The organism is Alkalicaulis satelles (genome assembly GCF_008630495.1).
In the GTDB taxonomy this organism is placed as follows: domain Bacteria; phylum Pseudomonadota; class Alphaproteobacteria; order Caulobacterales; family Maricaulaceae; genus Oceanicaulis; species Oceanicaulis satelles.
The window spans coordinates 366213-383674 of record NZ_VWOJ01000002.1 but is presented as its reverse complement, the minus strand read 5'-3'; the positions used below and the strand labels follow the sequence as shown (position 1 = coordinate 383674).

Annotated in this window: 18 protein-coding genes; 8 read left to right on the top strand and 10 right to left on the bottom strand. The window is 66.9% G+C overall.

Annotation, left to right across the window (positions count from 1 at the left end; translation table 11 throughout):
* Positions 1–16 precede the first annotated feature (16 nt).
* Positions 17–2143, bottom strand: coding sequence for a glycosyltransferase (locus F1654_RS07510; protein WP_199200503.1), 2127 nt, complete (start codon positions 2141–2143; stop codon positions 17–19).
* The gene (locus F1654_RS07505) at positions 2143–2901 is read right to left on the bottom strand and encodes a glycosyltransferase (protein WP_150022907.1); all 759 of its coding nucleotides are present in this window, start codon (positions 2899–2901) and stop codon (positions 2143–2145) included. Before F1654_RS07505 ends, F1654_RS07510 begins: the two co-directional genes overlap by 1 nt.
* Positions 2902–3087: 186 nt before the next feature.
* Between F1654_RS07505 and glmS the strand changes: the two genes are divergently transcribed.
* The 4 genes from glmS to F1654_RS07485 all read left to right on the top strand — a co-directional run bounded on the left by glmS (position 3088) and on the right by F1654_RS07485 (position 8209).
* Positions 3088–4914 (top strand): glutamine--fructose-6-phosphate transaminase (isomerizing), encoded by a 1827-nt coding sequence (glmS, locus tag F1654_RS07500; RefSeq protein ID WP_150022906.1) that lies wholly within the window; start codon positions 3088–3090, stop codon positions 4912–4914.
* Positions 4915–5001: 87 nt separating this feature from the next.
* On the top strand, positions 5002–6117 hold the full coding sequence (locus F1654_RS07495; RefSeq protein ID WP_150022905.1) for a DegT/DnrJ/EryC1/StrS family aminotransferase: 1116 nt from the start codon (positions 5002–5004) through the stop codon (positions 6115–6117).
* 77 nt (positions 6118–6194) lie between these two features.
* The gene (locus F1654_RS07490) at positions 6195–7205 is read left to right on the top strand and encodes a dipeptide epimerase (protein WP_150022904.1); all 1011 of its coding nucleotides are present in this window, start codon (positions 6195–6197) and stop codon (positions 7203–7205) included.
* Positions 7202–8209: a DUF1611 domain-containing protein gene (locus F1654_RS07485; protein WP_150022903.1), complete on the top strand. Its 1008-nt coding sequence runs from the start codon at positions 7202–7204 to the stop codon at positions 8207–8209. Before F1654_RS07490 ends, F1654_RS07485 begins: the two co-directional genes overlap by 4 nt.
* Before the next feature lie 4 nt (positions 8210–8213).
* On the opposite strand, the gene F1654_RS07480 is transcribed toward F1654_RS07485, so the two are convergent.
* Genes F1654_RS07480 through F1654_RS07465 form a run of 4 tightly spaced genes read right to left on the bottom strand, consistent with a single transcriptional unit; the run spans position 8214 to position 10461 of the window.
* Complete coding sequence (locus F1654_RS07480) at positions 8214–8654, bottom strand: acyl-CoA thioesterase (RefSeq protein WP_150022902.1); 441 nt, start codon at positions 8652–8654, stop codon at positions 8214–8216.
* A complete protein-coding gene (locus F1654_RS07475) occupies positions 8651–8998 on the bottom strand; it encodes a HepT-like ribonuclease domain-containing protein (protein ID WP_150022901.1) in 348 nt (115 codons plus the stop codon). The genes F1654_RS07480 and F1654_RS07475 overlap by 4 nt, the downstream gene beginning before the upstream one ends.
* Positions 8995–9309 (bottom strand): nucleotidyltransferase family protein, encoded by a 315-nt coding sequence (locus F1654_RS07470; protein ID WP_150022900.1) that lies wholly within the window; start codon positions 9307–9309, stop codon positions 8995–8997. The genes F1654_RS07475 and F1654_RS07470 overlap by 4 nt, the downstream gene beginning before the upstream one ends.
* Positions 9310–9318: 9 nt before the next feature.
* Positions 9319–10461: an iron-containing alcohol dehydrogenase gene (locus tag F1654_RS07465; protein ID WP_150022899.1), complete on the bottom strand. Its 1143-nt coding sequence runs from the start codon at positions 10459–10461 to the stop codon at positions 9319–9321.
* Between the two features lie 96 nt (positions 10462–10557).
* Between F1654_RS07465 and F1654_RS07460 the strand changes: the two genes are divergently transcribed.
* On the top strand, positions 10558–11685 hold the full coding sequence (locus tag F1654_RS07460; protein WP_150022898.1) for a phenylalanine 4-monooxygenase: 1128 nt from the start codon (positions 10558–10560) through the stop codon (positions 11683–11685).
* Positions 11686–11700: 15 nt separating this feature from the next.
* Here F1654_RS07460 and F1654_RS07455 read toward each other — a convergent pair whose 3' ends face one another.
* Positions 11701–13002 (bottom strand): tetratricopeptide repeat protein, encoded by a 1302-nt coding sequence (locus tag F1654_RS07455; RefSeq protein WP_150022897.1) that lies wholly within the window; start codon positions 13000–13002, stop codon positions 11701–11703.
* Between the two features lie 124 nt (positions 13003–13126).
* On the opposite strand from F1654_RS07455, the gene thiE reads away from it, so the two are divergent.
* Together thiE and F1654_RS07445 are read left to right on the top strand one after the other, a co-directional pair.
* Positions 13127–13738: a thiamine phosphate synthase gene (gene thiE / locus F1654_RS07450; RefSeq protein WP_150022896.1), complete on the top strand. Its 612-nt coding sequence runs from the start codon at positions 13127–13129 to the stop codon at positions 13736–13738.
* Complete coding sequence (locus F1654_RS07445) at positions 13708–14835, top strand: tetratricopeptide repeat protein (RefSeq protein ID WP_150022895.1); 1128 nt, start codon at positions 13708–13710, stop codon at positions 14833–14835. Before thiE ends, F1654_RS07445 begins: the two co-directional genes overlap by 31 nt.
* Before the next feature lie 3 nt (positions 14836–14838).
* Here F1654_RS07445 and F1654_RS07440 read toward each other — a convergent pair whose 3' ends face one another.
* Positions 14839–15171, bottom strand: coding sequence for a hypothetical protein (locus F1654_RS07440; protein WP_150022894.1), 333 nt, complete (start codon positions 15169–15171; stop codon positions 14839–14841).
* A 202-nt stretch (positions 15172–15373) separates the two neighbouring features.
* Between F1654_RS07440 and F1654_RS07435 the strand changes: the two genes are divergently transcribed.
* Complete coding sequence (locus F1654_RS07435; protein ID WP_150022893.1) at positions 15374–15940, top strand: hypothetical protein; 567 nt, start codon at positions 15374–15376, stop codon at positions 15938–15940.
* A gap of 81 nt (positions 15941–16021) precedes the next feature.
* On the opposite strand, the gene cmk is transcribed toward F1654_RS07435, so the two are convergent.
* Together cmk and F1654_RS07425 are read right to left on the bottom strand one after the other, a co-directional pair.
* A complete protein-coding gene (gene cmk / locus F1654_RS07430; protein WP_150022892.1) occupies positions 16022–16648 on the bottom strand; it encodes a (d)CMP kinase in 627 nt (208 codons plus the stop codon).
* Between the two features lie 25 nt (positions 16649–16673).
* On the bottom strand, positions 16674–17447 hold the full coding sequence (locus tag F1654_RS07425; RefSeq protein ID WP_150022891.1) for a YebC/PmpR family DNA-binding transcriptional regulator: 774 nt from the start codon (positions 17445–17447) through the stop codon (positions 16674–16676).
* Positions 17448–17462: the final 15 nt, after the last annotated feature.

The window sequence follows — 17462 nt, the reverse complement described above, 5'->3', positions numbered from 1 at the left end:
GGCAACTGGCGCGCGGTCAGTCCTGGCCGGTCTGGGCGCTTTCCAGCTCGTCCAGGCGTGAGCGCGCATCCTCCAGCTGGGCCTCCAGCTCGATAAAGCGCAGCTCGCGCGCCACCTCGCGGCCTTGCAGGTCATTGAGCTGGACGCGCGCCTCATTGAGCAGGCGGCGTGCCTTGACCGCTACGCCGGCGGTGAATGCAAAGGCCAGGGCGAACAGGGCCAGCGGCCATAGCCAGGGCCGCAGGGGCGCGCTCCAGTCCAGCGCCAGAAAACCGAGGAAGGCGATCCCCGCCACCGCCATCGCCGCCAGGAAAGCCCGGTTGCGCCAGGCCGATAGCAGCGGCGCGCGCAGGCGCGCGGGCGCGCGCTCGATCATCGCTTCGATGCGGCTGGTCTGGGGCGCGGCGCCTTCCGCAGGCTGGGCGGCGATTTTGCGCTCGCGGATAATGGTGCGCACTTCGGGATCGAACAGGGTCTCGTAATCAATCCGGTCAAACACCTCCAGATCGCCGCCCACAGTGGCGTTGAACACCTTGATCGCGCGCGCCTCCAGCGCCTGCCGGGCGAATTTGTAGTGCTCGATCATCATGGCGGTGTTGGGCGCGTGCCATTTGCGGTCCTTGCCGAAATAGGCCGGATCGAAATGATTGGGGTCGTCATCGCGCGTGGAGGTCAGGGCGAGCGCGTCAGGATCGTCCGCCTTGACGCTGTCGGGCACCACATAGCGGGTGTCGCAGCCGATCAGGTAAATCTCCGAAAACCCCATATAGGCCGCGATTTGCAGCATGGTGATGGTGACCGTATGGGGTTGCACCACGCCCGCCTCGATATCGGTGGAGAACATGGAATCGGGCAGGTCTTCGAGCGTGCCGAACACCTCGTTGAAATAGAAGCGGTTCTTGGCCGACGGCAGAGCTGTGCGCGCGGGCGTGCGGCGCTTGTCGCCCACATGCTCCTGGATCACCGCCGGGAAGAAGCCGGTCATGGACGGGTTGGCGTCCAGCATGGCTGCGATCTCGCTGGCGCGGTCGGGCAGGACACGTGAATCCACACAAGCGTAATAGGTTGGCCGCCAGTCGATCCGGTTGAACAGCATGTAGATGGAGTTGCAGGCGAACACCGTCTCGCCGTCCAGCAAGCTCAGGTCGGTCTGGTTGAGCGAGGGGCCATTGCCCATGATGAAGCAGCGCTGGCCGGCGTGGACGCCCTTGAACCGGGTCAGCAGGCTGGGTGCGCAGGCGCGCTCGATGGCGTTCTCAAAAATCTGGGGAGCGGTTTCCTTGCGCCCGCCCTGCCGCGCCGGCCGCAGGCTGCTGGCGCGGATGATGGGCGGATCGCAGACGGACAATTCCTTGTCGCGGCGCTGGCGCGCATCAGCGTCCAGCGTCACCGGCGCATCGGGGAGAAGCGTCGCGAAGGCGTCGCGGAAGTCCGGCTCCGCCTGCTCCAGCTCGCGCGCCAGAATCTGGCGGGCTTCCTTTTCATAGCGCGTCTTGTAGACAATGGAGCGCTGGCCCGGACGCACCCGGAAACAGCCCAGATGGCGGTCGACCGTGTGCAGCTCGGCATGGCGGAAAAAGCGGCACCACAGCTCGAAATCATTGGCGAGCTGGAAGTCCGTGTCGAGCCGTCCTCCGGCCCGCTCCCACAGGCTGCGCCGCCAGAAGGTGGATTCCTGCTGGATCCATTGATTGTCGCCGGCCAGGAAGCGCACGCGCGACCAGGGCCGCACCGGCCCCATCCACTCGATCACCCCGTCCGCATTCATGCTGGAGGGCCTGCCGGTGATCCAGTCAATGTCGGGACGGGCTTCAAACAGGCGCGCCACGAAGGACAGCGTGCCCGGCAGGATCACGTCATCGGAATTGATCCAGCCCATGATCTCGCCGGTGGAGGCGGCGAACCCCTTGTTGAGCGCGTCGGCATGGCCGTTATCGGGCTCGCAGATCAGGCCGGACAGCTGGTCGCGGAATTCCTCGATGATGATGCGCGAACCATCCGAGCTGTCGCCGTCCACGACGATGTATTCCAGCTCCGGGTAATTCTGCTCCACCACCGATTCCAGACATGGGCGCAGATAGGCCTGGCCGTTCCAGTTCGGGGTCACGATGGTGAAGCGGGGGCGTGTCGCAGCGGCGTTCATCAGCGGCTCCGGAGCGGGTGCAGGGCGAAAGAGGCGGCGGACTTCAAGGCGTTCCATGGCCCGGCGTGACGATTGACCAGCCGGGCGATCTCCCACAACCGGCGGGCGTTGATGTCGGCGGTCTTGGTGCCCTGGCCCATATAAACCCGCGAGAGTATGGCGTCAGTGCGCACGAAACGCGTTCCGGCGGCGTGGAGCCGCACCCACAAATCCCAGTCCATGGTGTAATGAAGCGCCCGGTTGATCCCCCCTACAGCCTCTATTGAGGCGCGCCGGACAAAGCAAGACGGCTGGGAGATGAGATTGGCCCGGTAGAGCAGAGGCCCGGCCTCGCCCAGCTGGTCATGCTGGCCGGTGATCTCGCCTTCGATATCCACAAATTGCGATCCGCCATGCACCACGCCGGCGTCCGGGTGAGCCTCGAACAATTCCAGCACGGTTTGCAGCGCGCCAGGCGCCAGCTGGTCGTCGGCGTTGAGCCAGCCCAGGATCGGCGCGCGGGTCTGGGACCAGCCGTCTGCAATGGCGGCGGCCTGGCCGCCGTCCGGCCCCTCGCGGCGCACGGCGAAGGCGATCGCGCTGGCGTCGGCGCAGTCACGCACGCGCGCATCGCCCGAGGCGTCCATGAAGGCGATCTCGAGCGGCATGTCCTGGGCCTTCAGGCTCTCCAGCACCGCCGGCAGCAGGGGATGCCAGGCGCCCACCGGCATGGCGATGGCGAATGCAGGCGTGGCGGAATCGCGTGGCTCGGTGGTCATGGTCCGGCTTCTAGCGCGAATTGCCCGGCAGGGGCGCCCGGTTTGTCGCGGCTGACTGAGAAAGCCCGCGCTGGCGCTCCTGTCACGATCTGAAATGTTTTGTCGGACCGGGGCGTCTGGCGCCTTGCGTGCAGGGCTGCCTATAAGAGGCCGGGCTGGCCCCGGGACCTGTCAGGAGACGGAACAATGTGCGGCATCGTGGGTGTGACCGGGCGGGCCGACGCCTGCGACGTGCTGGTGGAGGGCCTGCGGCGGCTGGAATATCGCGGCTATGATTCGGCTGGCGTGTGCGTGGCCGGTGCTGACGGGGCGCTCGCAGGCGAACGCGCGGCGGGCAAGGTCTCGGCGCTGGCCGGCAAGCTCGCGGCGCGTGGCGGCCTCACGGGCGCATCCGGCATCGCCCATACGCGCTGGGCGACCCATGGCGCCGCCGAGGAGCGCAACGCCCACCCCCACCGCGCTGGACAGGTGAGCCTGGTCCATAACGGCATTATCGAGAACCACGCCGCGCTCAAGGCCGAACTGGTCAGGGCGGGGCGGACATTCCAGTCCGACACCGACTCCGAAGTGGTCGCCCATCTGTTCGATCAGGCGCTGGATGCGCATGCCGATCCCCATGACGCCTGGCGCTCTGTCGTGGCGCGCCTGCAGGGTGCGTTCGCGCTGGCGGCGGTGAGTGAGAGCGCGCCGGGTCTTGTGTTCGGCGCGCGCCGGGCTGCGCCCCTGCTGGCGGCGCTGGGGCAGCAGACGGGCTATATCGCGTCTGACGCCATGGCCCTGCCCGAAGACGCCCGGACCCTCATCTATCTCGAAGACGGCGACACGGTGGTGGTGAGTGCTGGCCAGGCCGATGTGCGCGATGCGCAAGGCCGTCCGGCCCAGCGCAAGCAGGCGGCGGGGCCGGGCGTGTTCGGCCGGGTCGACAAGGGCCCGTTCCGCCATTTCATGGAAAAGGAAATCCACGAGCAGCCCGAAGTCGTCGGGCGCACGCTGGCGGCCTATCTCAATCTCGCCGAGGGTGCGGTGCAGCTGCCGTCCCATGTCGATTTCAAGGCCATGAACCGGCTGCTCATCGTGGGCTGCGGCACGGCGGCCTATGCTGGCATGGTGGCGCGCTACAGCTTTGAAAGCCTGGCCGGCCTGCCGTGCGAGGTCGATATAGCCTCGGAGTTCCGCTATCGCGATCCGGCCTTCGCGCCGGGGGATGCAGCGCTGTTCATCTCCCAGTCGGGCGAGACTGCTGACACGCTTGAAGCGCTACGCCTGTGCCAGCAGGCGGGCCTGATCACCATCGCCCTGACCAACACGCCCCACTCCACCATGGCGCGCGAGGCCGATATCGTCCTGCCCACGCTCGCAGGGCCCGAGATCGGTGTGGCCTCCACCAAGGCTTTCACCTGCCAGCTTGCCGCGCTCTTCGCGCTCGCCATCGCAGCCGGCGCCCAGCGCGGGCGCCTGGACAAGGCGGGCGTCAGCGCCGCCATCGCCGACCTCTCCGCCGCCCCGCGCCTGATGGGCGAAGCGCTCAATCTGCGTCAGGGCGTGGATGCGCTGGCGCTGGATCTGGCGCGCAGCGATATCGTCCTGTTCCTGGGCCGCAACGCGCTGTTCCCGCTGGCGCTGGAAGGCGCGCTGAAGCTCAAGGAAATCAGCTATATCCATGCCGAAGGCTATGCCGCTGGCGAGCTCAAGCACGGCCCCATCGCCCTCATCGAGGAAGGCGTGGCGGTGATCGTTCTGGCGCCCATGGATGCGCTGTTCGACAAGACCCGCTCTTCGATTGAACAGGTGCGCGCGCGCGGCGCACGGGTGATTGCGGTGGCCGATGAAGCCGCCGCCGCCGCGCTGGACGGTCAGGCGGCGCTGACCCTGGTGACGCCGCCCGCCGGGCGGCTGTCCGCGCCGATCGTGATGGCGGTGGCGGTGCAGCTGATCGCCTACCTCACCGCCGTGCACAAGGGCACCGACGTGGACCAGCCGCGCAATCTGGCCAAGTCGGTGACTGTCGAATAGGGCAATGAAACGTGAGTTCCGCCCCGCCCCGGGCGGCGATATACGCGCCGCCACACCTTGAATTCCGCTTGAAGGATCACCGTCCGCATGTTGCCTTTCATTGATCTCGCCGCCCAGCGCGCCCGCATCCAGGACCGGCTCGACGCCGCCATCGCGCGTGTGGTCGCGGACGGCAAATACATTTTCGGGCCCGAGGTCACCGAGTTGGAAAGCCAGCTCAAGGCCTTCGGCCAGACAGAACACGCCCTGACCTGCGCCAACGGCACCGACGCCATCGCCCTGCCGCTGATGGCCTGGAAGCTGCGCCCGGGCGATGCGGTGTTCGCGCCCAGCTTCACCTTCGCCTCCACCGCCGAAGTGGTGGCCTGGCTCGGCGCCACGGTGGTGTTTGTCGATATCGACCCGGACACCTATTGCATGGACCCGGCGAGCCTGGAGCGCGCCATCGAGTGGGCGAAGACAGAGCCGGGCCTCACCCCGCGCGCGGTGATTGCGGTGGACCTGTTCGGCCAGCCTGCTGATTATCCCGCCATCAGCGCCATCACCCGCGCCCATGGCCTCAAGCTGATCGCCGACAGCGCTCAAGGCTTTGGCTGCACGCTCAACGGCCAGCATCCCGCCCACTGGGCTGATATCGCCACCATCAGCTTCTATCCGGCCAAGCCGCTGGGCTGTTATGGCGATGGCGGAGCGGTGGTGACCAATGACGGCGAGCTCGCCGTCCTGTTCTCCTCGCTGCGCAATCATGGCCAGGGCGAAGAGCGCTACGCCTATGACCGGATCGGGATGAATTCGCGCCTGGACACCATCCAGGCCGCCATCCTTCTGGAAAAGCTGGCGATTTTCCCCGACGAGATCAAGGCGCGCAACACCGCCGCAGACGCCTATGCGGCGGGCTTTGGCGATGTGGTCAAGGCGCCGGTGGTGATTGAGGGCGGGGTGTCGACCTGGGCGCAATACACCATCGAGGTCGATGACCGAGATGCCTTCCGCGCCCGCCTGGCCGAAAAGGGCGTGCCCACGGCGGTGTATTATCCCGTCCCGATGCATGTGCAGGAACCCTACAAGCGCTATCCGCTGGCGCCGGGCGACCTGCCCGTGACCGAGCGGGCCATGGCGCGCGTGGTGTCCCTGCCCATGGACGCCTATCTGGCCGGTGACCGTCAGGACCAGGTGATCGCCGCGGTGCGCGCCAGCCTGTAGCGCGCGAGGGCCCTCGCCAGAGCGGGTGCAAGCCGTTACAAAAAGGCGCAAATCACCGCTCAGGAAGGCTGTCCGCCGTGCGTCATCTTCAGGCCAGCATCAATACGCGCCGCCTCAAGCGCCCCTTCGTCATCGCCACTGGCGCGCGCACCGAGCAGGCCTCGGTCGCCATCACATTGAGCCAGGGCTCATATGTGGGCTATGGCGAGGCGGTGGGGGTGAGCTATCGCGGCGAAACGCCCGAGACCATGATGTCTGAAATCGAGGCGGTGCGCGGCGCCATCGAGGCGGGCGCTGACCGGATGCGCCTGATCCAGCTCCTGCCGCCCGGCGGTGCGCGCGCGGCGCTGGATGCGGCGCTGTGGGATCTTGAGGCGCGCCGGGCCGGAACGACGGTCGCCGCCCTGTGTGGCCTTGAGGGGCCGGTGCAGCCGGTGGTCACCGCCTTCACCATTTCGCTGGACGACCCGGACGGCATGGAGGCGCAGGCGCGTGCGGCCTCGCACCGCCCGCTCCTGAAGGTCAAGCTCGGCCGGCGTGACGGGCTGGACGGCGCGCGCGCCGCCGCCGTGCGCCGGGGCGCGCCGGACGCGGTGCTGGTGGCCGACGCCAATTGCGGCTGGACCCGCGAGGATCTGCCCCATCACGCTCATGAGCTGGCGCAGCTGGACTTCAAGCTGCTCGAACAGCCCTTGCCGCCCGATCAGGATCCTCTGCTGGACGATTTTCGCTCGCCCCTGCCGTTGTGCGGGGATGAAAGCTGCCAGTCCATGGCCGAGCTGGAGCGCGCGGCCCGGCGCTATGACGTGATCAATATCAAGCTGGACAAGTGCGGCGGGCTCACCCACGCGCTGGAGATGCGCGCGCGCCTGAAGGCGCTGGGCAAGGGCGTGTTCGTGGGCTGCATGATCTGCGGCGTGCGCGCCATCGCGCCGGCGCTGATCCTGGCCCAGGACGCCGATTTCGTGGATGTGGACGGGCCGGTCTGGCTCGCCGAGGACATCGCCCCCATGGAGCTGGACGCTCAGGGCCGGCTGGGCCCGGTCCCGCCGGGCGTGTGGGGCGGTATGGGAGAGACATTGTCATGATCGCGCTGCCCTATCTGGTGTTTCTGGGCGATGCGGACCGCGAGGTCGGCGTGAAGACCGCGCAAGGGGTTCTCTACTGGCGTCCGGACCAGGTGGCCGGCCAGTACCGCCTGCCCGGCTGCGAGCTGGATCTGGGCATTGCCGACATGGACTATGAGGCGGCAGTCAAGGCGGGCGCGCGCACCGTGCTCATCGGCATCGCCAACCGGGGCGGCATCCTGCCCGAACGCTGGATCGAGCCTTTGCGCCTGGCGCTGGAAGCCGGGCTCGACATCGCCAGCGGGCTGCACCAGCGGCTGAGTTCGTTTGCGGTGCTGAAGGAGACCGCGGACCGGCTGGGCCGCCAGCTCCATGACGTGCGCCACTGGTCCGGCCCGCCGATTGCGCTGGGCACGGGCGAGCGCCGCCCGGGCAAGCGCGTGCTGATGGTGGGCACCGACTGCAATATCGGCAAGAAATACGCCGCTCTGGCCGTGGCGCGCGAGATGGCGGCGCGCGGCGTCAAATCCACCTTCCGGGCCACCGGCCAGACGGGGCTCCTCATTGCGGGTGAGGGCGTGGCCATTGACGCAATCCCGGCCGATTTCGTCTCCGGCGCGGTGGAAATGCTCTGCCCGGCCAACACCGAAGACCACTGGGACGTGATCGAGGGCCAGGCCAGCGTGCTGCATCCCTTTTTCGGCCAGGTCACCCATGGCCTGGTGCTGGGCGCCCAGCCGGACGTGCTGGTGCTCTGCCATGAGGCGGGCCGCGCGCATATCCGCGGCCTGCCCCACCGCCCCCTGCCCAGCCTGACCGAGACTCTTGAGGCCCATCTGGCCGCTGCGCGGATCAATAATCGGGATGTGCGGGCGGCGGCGGTGAGCGTGAATACCGGCGCCCTGACGCCCGAAGCCGCCGAAGCGGCGCTGGAGGCGGCGCGGGCCGAGACAGGCCTGCCCGCCACAGACCCGATCCGTCACGGCGCCGGGGCGATCGTGGACGCGGTGCTGAAGGCGGGCTGAGGGCTCACGCCTTTAGCACCCACTCGTTCAGAACGGCGCGCCAAGCGTCGGGCAGGGGCGTGGGGCGCCGGGTCTGCCGGTCCACATAGACATGGACGAAAAAGCCTTCAGCGATGGCCGCGTCCTCGCCCGGGCGGAAGATCGCCAGCTCGTAGCGCACCGAGCTGGTCCCGATGCGCGCGACTTTCAGCCCGGCTTCCAGCGCGTCGGGGAAGGCGGCGGACGCGTTATAACGGCAGCCGGTTTCCACCACCAGGCCGATCATTTCGCCGCCGGTGATGTCCAAGAGCCCCGCCCGCGCCAGGCGCCGGTTCACGGCGGTGTCGAAGAAGGCGTAATAGACCACGTTATTGACATGGCCATAGGCGTCATTGTCCGCCCAGCGCGTCTCGATGGGCTCGAACACGGCGAAGTCTGAGCGGGTGGCGCGGCTGCGGTCAGTCATGGGCGCTCGACAAGTATCGTGTCGACCTGCCGGATCAGATCAGGAAAATGATCTTGAACGATCACGATGAGCTGACCTGGATTGAGCGAGTCATAGCCATGGGCCAGCTTTGTACGCAGCCCGATGGCCTCCCGCCACGGAAGGTCCGGATATTCTGCGGCGATTTCAGGGTCATTCGCCACGAGGGCGCGAAGGGCCTCGCCGACTATCTCACAGGCGCGCTCAAGAGCACGGCGCAAAGTTGGGTCCGAGGACGCCGCCGATCCATGGCGGTTGACCAGATCGACCGCGAACTGCGCTTCCTCGCGAACATCCGCCAAGCGCTTTAGCAAGCGTTCATTCATAGCGTGATGCGCCGGCCGGTACGTTCGATTTCGGTCGCCAAACGGGGTTTGACCGCAGCGCTTGTCAGCACATCGACGCGCCGCATGAGCGCGCTCTCAAGAAAGTCCTGCAAATCCAGAAGCTGGCGGAAGCTTTTGGGGCCGGGCTCGACAACCAGATCGACATCGCTGTCGCTGTCGAATGTGCCGTCCGCGAACGACCCGAACACCGTGACGGCGTCAACGCCAAAAGCGCGCAAGGGTTCAGACCGCTCACGCAGGCGGGCGGCAAGCTCCTCGAATGAGGCCACAGGCGGCGCAAAGTCTCTCATGGCACCAGATTACTGGATTTCCTCGAACATGGCCACGATGGAGGCGTAGTCCATCTCGCGCGGATTGTTCGGCAGGAGGCGGTCATTGGCGGCCACGTCGGCGGCCATGGCCGGGATGTCGTTATGGCTGATGCCCAGCTGGGAGAGGCGCCGTTCGATGCCCACTTCCTCGGCGATCCGGTCCATTTCCGCAATCAGCCCGTCCGAGGACGGATGCAGGCCCAGATGGGCGGCGATCTCGGCATAGAGCGGCTCGGCGGCGGGCGCGTTGAAGCGCAGCACCGGGGGCAGCACCACCGCGTTCGAGAGCCCGTGGGGCACGTGGAACATGCCGCCCAGCGGATAGGCCATGGCGTGAACGCCGGCGCACGGGGAGTTTGAGAAGGCCTGCCCGGCCAGCATGGCGCCCAGCAGCATGTCGCCGCGCGCCTTCCGGTCCGATCCGTCCGCGCAGGCGCGCAGGATCGAGCCGTGCAGTTTTTTCAGCGCCGCCAGCGCCAGCGCGTCCGAGACCGGGTTTTTCGAGCGCCGGTTGGTGAACGCCTCGATGGCGTGGACCATGGCGTCAATGCCGGTATAGGCGGTGGGATGGCGCGGCAGGCCCAGCGTCAGATCCGGGTCCAGGATGGCCATGTCGGCATAGAGCGGATCGGCCGCGATGCCGCGCTTGGAGGTGGCGCCGGTGGTGATCACGGCCACATTGGTCACCTCCGATCCGGTCCCGGCGGTGGTGGGCGCCAGTATCAGCGGCGGGCGTGAGGCGCGCACCTGCTGCACGCCATACATGGCCGACAGCGGTTGTTCGCCCGAGAGCAGCACGGCGACCACCTTGGCGGCGTCCATCGGGCTGCCGCCGCCAAAGCCGATCACGGCTTCGGCGCCGAAATCGCGTGCGGCCTCCACCGCCTCGATCACGGCGGATTCGGGCGGGTCGGGGATGATCGCGTCATGGACCAGCACTTCCAGCCCGTCCGCCTCGAGCCCGGCCAGCGCGCCATCGCACAGTCCCGCGCCGCGCACGCCCTTGTCGGTGATGAACAGGATGCGCTTCGCGCCTTTCAGCGCCGGGGCCGCGGCGGCGGCGAGCCGCGCGCTGGCGCCGGGCTCGAACAGAATGTGCGGCACGGTCTTGAAGGAAAAGGCGGCGGTCATGGTTCTCTCCGGGCATGGCGGCGCGCAGCCGGTTTGTGGCGGGCGCAGCGGGGCTCATGCTAGAAGGAGGGCCTCACACAGGACAAGGTGAAAGCCATGGCCGAAGACATCAGCACCGCCACGCCGCAGCGCGCCATCCCGCAAATGGGAGACGCCTATTTCGATCCTTTGCTGCAGGACGCGGGCGAAGGGCTGGAGGGGCCGGGCGGCGCCATGCACCGCTATGCCCGCCGGCCTGAAGGGTTCATGCTGGGCGCGGCTGATTTCGACCCCGAGACCTGGCTGCTCTCGCGCCAGCCGCTCTATACCGAGGCCGAGCATCACCGCTGGCGGCTGTTGTTTGACAACCAGCGCAAGATGCTGCCCGGACGCGCATGCAGCGATTTTCTGAAGGGCTTCGCCGCGCTGGAAGGCGCCATGAAGGACGGCATTCCAGACTTCGCCGATCTCAACGCCGTGCTGGAGCCGGCCACGGGCTGGCGCGTGGTGCCGGTGCCGGAGCTGATCCCCGACAATGTCTTCTTCTGGCATCTGGAGAACCGGCGCTTCCCGGCGGGCGCCTTCATCCGCGGCGGCAAGCCGAAAACCCTCAAGGTGCGCAAGGCCAATGAGGGCGCCGCGCCCGAGCACATCGCCTACAGCCAGGTGGAGGACGATCTGTTCTACCTGCAGGAGCCGGACATTTTCCACGATGTGTTCGGCCATGTGCCCATGCTCATGGACCCGTTCTTCGCCGACTATATCGCCGCCTACGGCAAGGGCGGACGGCGGGCCATCGAGCATAACCGGCTGAAGAATTTCGGGGCGATCTACTGGTACACGGTGGAGTTCGGCCTGATCCAGGAGGCCGAGGGCTTGCGCATCTATGGCGCGGGCATTCTCTCCTCGCCCGACGAGACCCTGTTCTCGCTGTATTCAGACAGCCCGCACCGCATCGCGCTCAATGTCGACCGGGTGATGCGCACCGATTATGTGATCAGCGATTTCCAGGACACCTATTTCGTCATCGATTCCTTCGAGGCGCTGCACAAGGCCACGGCCGGGCGCGATTTCGGCCCGATCTATCAGCGCCTGCCCGCCGGCTTCACCTACGCCACCACGGCGCTTCTGGACACCGATACGGTGGTCTCGGCGGGCACGCAGGAATACAAATTCAATGGCGGCAAGGGCAAACCGCGCGCCATGGCCCATATGGACCGCCTGCGCACAGCGCACGGGCGTTGAGGCGAAGCGGCGTTCCTATTCTGGATCTATCCTATAGTGATTTGGCGCCAGGGTGCATGGCCGCAACACGGCCCCGTCGGCGAAGCGCTCGGCTTCGTCCGGATCTGAGAGGGAAATCGCGCTCACCGAGTACCGGGGCCTCAGGACATCAGTAAGCTCGCGCATCTCTCGCTCCACTATGGCGGCAACGCCGTATTCATCTGCGCTGTCTGCGCGCAAGATGGTGTAGGTTTTGGCCCCATCTGCGCCCGGCGATGAGGGCCGCCATGGCCCGCGCTCAGGATCGTGCTCGTAGATATCAATGAGGAGCGCGCGCGGCGTCTCTCTCGACGAGTCAAACGCGGCTGTCCACCGGCAAGAAAAATCATCCGGCCTGAAGTTGAAATGAAGGTGGGTGTCATCGGGTGAATACGTGGCAGCGCGGCTATTCCCCGGTACGAGGAACCAGTAGCGCTGCCGGTATTCTGACGTAACGCGCACCACGCTGGCCGCTCGCGCCTGGTCGATGCCTTCGGCAAGCGCCGGGGCCACGTCAGGGCGGCGCCCATGCTCGGTTTGCGCCACCGCTTCCCAGTCGGCCAGCGCCAGGCGCGGGAAACCCATATGATAGCGCGCATTGCCGCGCAGGAGCCGGGTTTCGGGACGAGGGCTGTAATGGTATGCGCGCGAAAACGCCGCTTCCGCCGCGCGCCAGTTGCCCGCCGCGCCTTCCAGCTCGCCAGCGCGCACCAGAAGGGTGGCGCGTTCTTCCTCTGAGGCGATGGACACCTCGAACGCTTCGGTCAGATAGCCGGCGGCTTGCGCCGGGCGCCCGGCGGCGGCCATCAGCTCGGACAGCACGATGCGCAGCTCCACGCTGTTCGGGCGCAGGGCCAGGCCATGAGTGAGACGGTTCAGCGCCGCCTGCCCCTGCCCGGCCTGCATGTCCAGTCGCGCCAGTCCGGCGATGGCGTAGGTTTCACGCGGATCAAGCTGCAGCGCCCGTTCAAACTGGGCGCGCGCCATCTGGGGATTGGCGCCCGCCGTCAGCATGCCCGCCGCCACGCGCGGCTCGGCCCGGTCGGGGTGGGATTCAAACAGGGCGTTGAGCCGGGCCAGGGCGGCTTGCTGATTGCCTTGCGCCAGCAGGGCCTCCACTTCCAACAGCGGCTCAAACCGCTCCGCGATGGGGCGTTCGGGGCTGTTATCCACGACACGCCCGCCGCCCTGGGCGAACAGGGCGGAGCTGAGGAGGCTGGCGGCCAGACCCGCCAGAACCAGGGTGAGCCCGCCCCGATAGACTGAGCGGGCCAGGGCGACGGGAGCGGTAAAAATCATGATCCAGCGTCCTTTCTCACAGAGGCGGCGCGTGGAAGCCGCCCTTCAACGCAAGAGTATGGCGCTTTTCCCGCACCGCGCCCTCCCCTTTTCAGGGGGGGCGCCCGGCGCTAAGCCTTGATCCATGACCGAGCTCTACCTCCTCACCCCGCCGCGCGTCGGCGCAGACTTCGAGGCGCTGCTGTCTCGCACGCTGGCGGCGGGGCGCGTCGCCGCGCTGCAGATCCGGCTCAAAGACCACGCCCCGGACGAGATCCGCGCCCTGGCGCCGGGCCTTGTTGCGGCGGCGCGCGCACACGGCGCCACGGTCATGCTCAATGATGATCCGCAGCTGGCCGCGGAACTCGGCTGCGACGGGGTGCATATCGGCCAGGAGGACGCCAGCTACGCCCAGGCGCGTGCGGCCATGGGGCCGAAAGGCATTGTCGGCGTCACCTGTCATGACAGCCGGCATCTGGCCATGGTGGCGGGTGAGCGCGGGGCGGACTATGTCGCGTTCGGCTCCATGTTTCCCACCGCCACGAAAACGCCCAAGACATCCGCACCCTTGTCGCTGATCAGCTGGTGGCGCGAACTGTTTGAAATCCCCTGCGTGGCCATTGGCGGCATTACCACCGAGACAGCGCCCGAAGTGATTGCTGCGGGCGCTGATTATATCGCCGTGTGCGCCGGCGTCTGGTCGCACCCGAAAGGACCTGAATACGCATGCGCGGCCTTCTCCCGATTGCTGGACTGATCCTGGCCGCCGTGATGGCGTCCGCTGACGCGCGCGGCGACGAGACCCCGGCCCTGCCGCCGGGGCTGGACGAGCTGGTCACCCGTGACCGCAGCGCCGAAGGCGTGGAAGAGCGTTCCTTCACCAACTCGGCGATGGCCAGCGCGTCGGGCGCCTATATCAGCGGGGATTACGCCATGGCGCTGATACACGCCGAGCGCGCCGCGGCGGGCGGCGAGGCGCGCGGCGCCACGCTGGCCGGTCACATCCTCCTGCATGGCCTCTCCGGCGAGCCGGACGAGGCGGGCGCTGTACGCTGGCTGCGCCGGGCTGCAGAGCTGAACGAGCCGGACGCGCTGATCGTCCTGGCGCGCCTGGCCGAGGCGGGCCGCGCCGGGCTGTCGCCCTGGCAGGCGCGCGAGTATCTCTCGCGCGCCGCCGAGGCCGGTGATGTGCGCGCCGCGCACGAATACGGGCTCTACCTGATGGAGCGCACCGATCCGGGCGCCGCGCCCGCCGCCATGGACTGGCTGCGCCTGGCCGCCGAGGGCGGGCGCGAGGACGCGTTTGTCGATTACGCCTATGCGCTGGGCGAATGGGCCCACGGGCCCCAAGATCTGACGGCGGCGCGGCTGTGGTATGAGCGCGCAGGCGAGGCGGGCGTGCCATTCGGCGCGCTGATGGCCGGGACCATGCATCTGCATGAGGAGGGCGAGGGCGCAGATCCGGCGCGGGGCGCCCAGCTGGTGCGCATGGCCGCTGAATCCGGCCTGGCCGCGGCCATGGGCCAATATGCGCTTCTGCTTTACGAGGGCGCGCCCGGCCTGCCGGCCGATCCGGCCAATGCCGCCCATTTCGCCCAGCAGGGCGCCCGGCGCGGCGATCCCGAAAGCCAGTTCCTCTACGCCTATGCGCTGGCCACAGGCGACGGCACGGCGCGCGATCTGGAAGAGGCCTATGTCTGGGCGGTGCGCGCCGGGATCACGCGTTCAGGCGAGATGGCCGATGATCCTGACCGCCAGCGCCTGGAGGCCGCGCTGTCCCGCGCGCTGGACGCTGAAACCCTGGAACGCCTGCGCCAGCGTGCACAACTGCCCGCCGATACGCGTCTGCGCTAGGGGTCAGGGCGGCGGTTCGGCGCAGTCTTCGCGCCAGTAATCCTCAAACCCGCGCGCCCGGGACACCAGCGTGAAGGCTGGATCATTACGGTCCACCTTGCCGCAGGCATTGAGCTGAGGCATGCCGATCCCCGGCGTATCATGGAAATACGCAAAGCTCGCCCGCTCCACCAATTCCGCGTCCAAACCGGCGGCCAGGGCGAGGGCTTCATCAAGCCGTTCGCCGGTCAGGCGCCAGCGTACATAAAGCGTCTGCAGCCGCATCATCGCGAACGCACTGGACGGCTCGCCGTCCGCGTCGAAGGGCTGTTCGAGATAGGCATACATCGCGATCATGCAGTCCAGCGCTTCGGGGTCGCCGCGGTGCGCCGCCTGCCGTATCGGCTGCTCCGCGCCCTCTTGCAGTTCCGCGGGATGGTCAGGACACAGCGCCGCCCAGTCGCGATACGCCTTGGGCGCACTTTCAGAAACATCGTTGCATGCAGTCAGCCCCGCGCAGCATAGCGCGCAAGCAATTGAAACATAACAAGACTTTATCTTGTTGAGCAAAGTTATCCTCCCCCACTTGAACACAACTATATGCTTTGCAAAAATCACGAGAAAGGTATTTTTGATGAATCGGGCCCCACAATGTGAAAGCATTCAGCGCAATATCAGGCATTTCGCAGCGGAATTGAATGAATTAGGGCGAGAGCGATTGAGGTTGCGCGAAGAAGTCATGCGCATTGAAGGTGACTTGCGTGACTTGGGGATAGGGATATCCGAGCTAGAAGCGCTAGCCCAATTGCCAGATACTGGATCAGCTTTGGAAGAGGCCTTGCGCCGAAGGCAAGTCAACGCGGCTCTCAACCGGCTGCAGGCTGCCCTGATACGCGTCCGCCGCAATCCTGGAGTTATTGTTGATCTAACGATCGCTACAATACGAGCGATCGCGCAGCGTGAACTTCAACCTCTCTATCGCCTTAAAGCAGACAGAGTTCGCGATCTTACGCAAAGGCGTGATCGATTGAATTGGATTTCTTATAGGGTGCAGGAGCTAAATGGATTGATGGCGCAGTCGGCCGAAATTCAGCGCCAGCTGGAATGCGGTGCAACTGGCCGATAAGGCATTTTGATTTGTGATCATTACCCGCACACAAGCCGTCTGTGCCAAATTGTACAAACTCGATGGTGAACTTTCGCCGCCTCAACTCCCCCGCCGCGCCTCCACGATCGCAATCGCTGCACGGATGGCTTCGTCCTGGGTGAAGGCGCTGGTGTCGAGCTCGACCGCGTCATCGGCTTTCATCAGGGGCGCTTCGGTGCGGCTGGCGTCGCGGGCGTCGCGCTGGCGCAGCTGGCCGAGCACCTGGTCAAACCCGATCTGCTCGCCGCGATTGATCAGCTCGGCATGGCGCCGGCCGGCGCGCACTTCGGGGTCGGCGGTGACGAACAGCTTCACATGCGCGTCCGGCGCGATCACCGTGCCGATATCGCGCCCGTCCAGAACCGCGCCGCCGGGCTGGCGGGCGAAATCGCGCTGGAGTTTCAGCAGCGCGGCGCGCACGCCGGGATGGGCCGAGACGATGCTGGCGGCCACCCCTGCGCCCGCGCTGCGGATGCGGCTCTCGTCGATGGCTGCGATGTCCAGCGCCAGCGCAGCAGCTTCGGCGGCCTTGGCGTCCTCGGGCTGTGCGCCGGAATCGGTGACGGCCACAGCCACGGCGCGATAGAGCGTGCCGGTGTCCAGATGGGGCAGAGCGAAATGCGCAGCGAGCGCGCGGGCGATGGTGCCCTTGCCCGAAGCAAGCGGGCCGTCCACGGCGATGATCATGGCGTCAGGCCCCTCCCCGGGGCGGTCACGAGGCGAGCTTGTCCATCTCCGCATCGGAAATGTCGAAATTGGAGAACACCTCGCCCACATCATCGAGGTCTTCGAGCGCTTCCATCAGCTTCATCAGCGTGGCGGCCTTCTCGCCGTCCACCTCGATGAGGTTTTGCGGGCGCCAGATGATATTGGCTGATTTCGCTTCTCCGAAGACCGCCTGCAAGGCCGAGGAGACCTCGGCCAGATCCTCGCGGGCGCAATAGATGACATGCTCGCGCGCGGGCTCGCCGTCATCATCGGTCACGGCTTCCTGGATCACGTCCTCGGCGCCGGCCTCGATGGCCGCTTCCAGCATGGCTTCTTCATCGCCTACGCTGGCGGGAAAGCGGATCTCGCCGACCGGGTCGAACATGAAGGAGACCGAGCCGGTCTCGCCCAGATTGCCGCCATTCTTGGAGAAGGCCGCGCGCACTTCCGAGGCGGCGCGGTTGCGGTTGTCGGTGGCGGCCTCCACGATGATGCCGACCCCGCCCGGGCCGAAGCCCTCATAGCGGATCTCGAAATACTCCTCGACATCGCCGCCCTGGCCCTTCTTGATGGCCCGTTCGATATTGTCCTTGGGCATGGACTGGCCCTTGGCGTTGGCCACCGCCAGGCGCAGGCGCGGGTTCATGTCCGGATCGGGACCGCCCATTTTCGAGGCGATGGTGATCTCCTTGGACAGTTTGGAGAACAGCTTGGCGCGGGCCTTGTCCTGACGGCCCTTGCGATGCTGGATATTGGCCCATTTGGAATGGCCGGCCATGGATGCGCCTCCGGT

Excerpts from the sequence above, each read along its gene's own strand:
- F1654_RS07465 (WP_150022899.1), bottom strand. The coding sequence starts at position 10,461 with ATGACCGCCGCCTTTTCCTTCAAGACCGTGCCGCACATTCTGTTCGAG.
- F1654_RS07510 (WP_199200503.1), bottom strand. The coding sequence starts at position 2,143 with ATGAACGCCGCTGCGACACGCCCCCGCTTCACCATCGTGACCCCGAAC.
- F1654_RS07460 (WP_150022898.1), top strand. The coding sequence starts at position 10,558 with ATGGCCGAAGACATCAGCACCGCCACGCCGCAGCGCGCCATCCCGCAA.
- thiE (WP_150022896.1), top strand. The coding sequence starts at position 13,127 with ATGACCGAGCTCTACCTCCTCACCCCGCCGCGCGTCGGCGCAGACTTC.
- F1654_RS07425 (WP_150022891.1), bottom strand. The coding sequence starts at position 17,447 with ATGGCCGGCCATTCCAAATGGGCCAATATCCAGCATCGCAAGGGCCGT.
- F1654_RS07440 (WP_150022894.1), bottom strand. The coding sequence starts at position 15,171 with ATGATCGCGATGTATGCCTATCTCGAACAGCCCTTCGACGCGGACGGC.
- F1654_RS07445 (WP_150022895.1), top strand. The coding sequence starts at position 13,708 with ATGCGCGGCCTTCTCCCGATTGCTGGACTGATCCTGGCCGCCGTGATG.
- cmk (WP_150022892.1), bottom strand. The coding sequence starts at position 16,648 with ATGATCATCGCCGTGGACGGCCCGCTTGCTTCGGGCAAGGGCACCATC.
- F1654_RS07455 (WP_150022897.1), bottom strand. The coding sequence starts at position 13,002 with ATGATTTTTACCGCTCCCGTCGCCCTGGCCCGCTCAGTCTATCGGGGC.
- F1654_RS07475 (WP_150022901.1), bottom strand. The coding sequence starts at position 8,998 with ATGAATGAACGCTTGCTAAAGCGCTTGGCGGATGTTCGCGAGGAAGCG.
- F1654_RS07480 (WP_150022902.1), bottom strand. The coding sequence starts at position 8,654 with ATGACTGACCGCAGCCGCGCCACCCGCTCAGACTTCGCCGTGTTCGAG.
- F1654_RS07470 (WP_150022900.1), bottom strand. The coding sequence starts at position 9,309 with ATGAGAGACTTTGCGCCGCCTGTGGCCTCATTCGAGGAGCTTGCCGCC.
- F1654_RS07505 (WP_150022907.1), bottom strand. The coding sequence starts at position 2,901 with ATGACCACCGAGCCACGCGATTCCGCCACGCCTGCATTCGCCATCGCC.
- F1654_RS07495 (WP_150022905.1), top strand. The coding sequence starts at position 5,002 with ATGTTGCCTTTCATTGATCTCGCCGCCCAGCGCGCCCGCATCCAGGAC.
- glmS (WP_150022906.1), top strand. The coding sequence starts at position 3,088 with ATGTGCGGCATCGTGGGTGTGACCGGGCGGGCCGACGCCTGCGACGTG.
- F1654_RS07485 (WP_150022903.1), top strand. The coding sequence starts at position 7,202 with ATGATCGCGCTGCCCTATCTGGTGTTTCTGGGCGATGCGGACCGCGAG.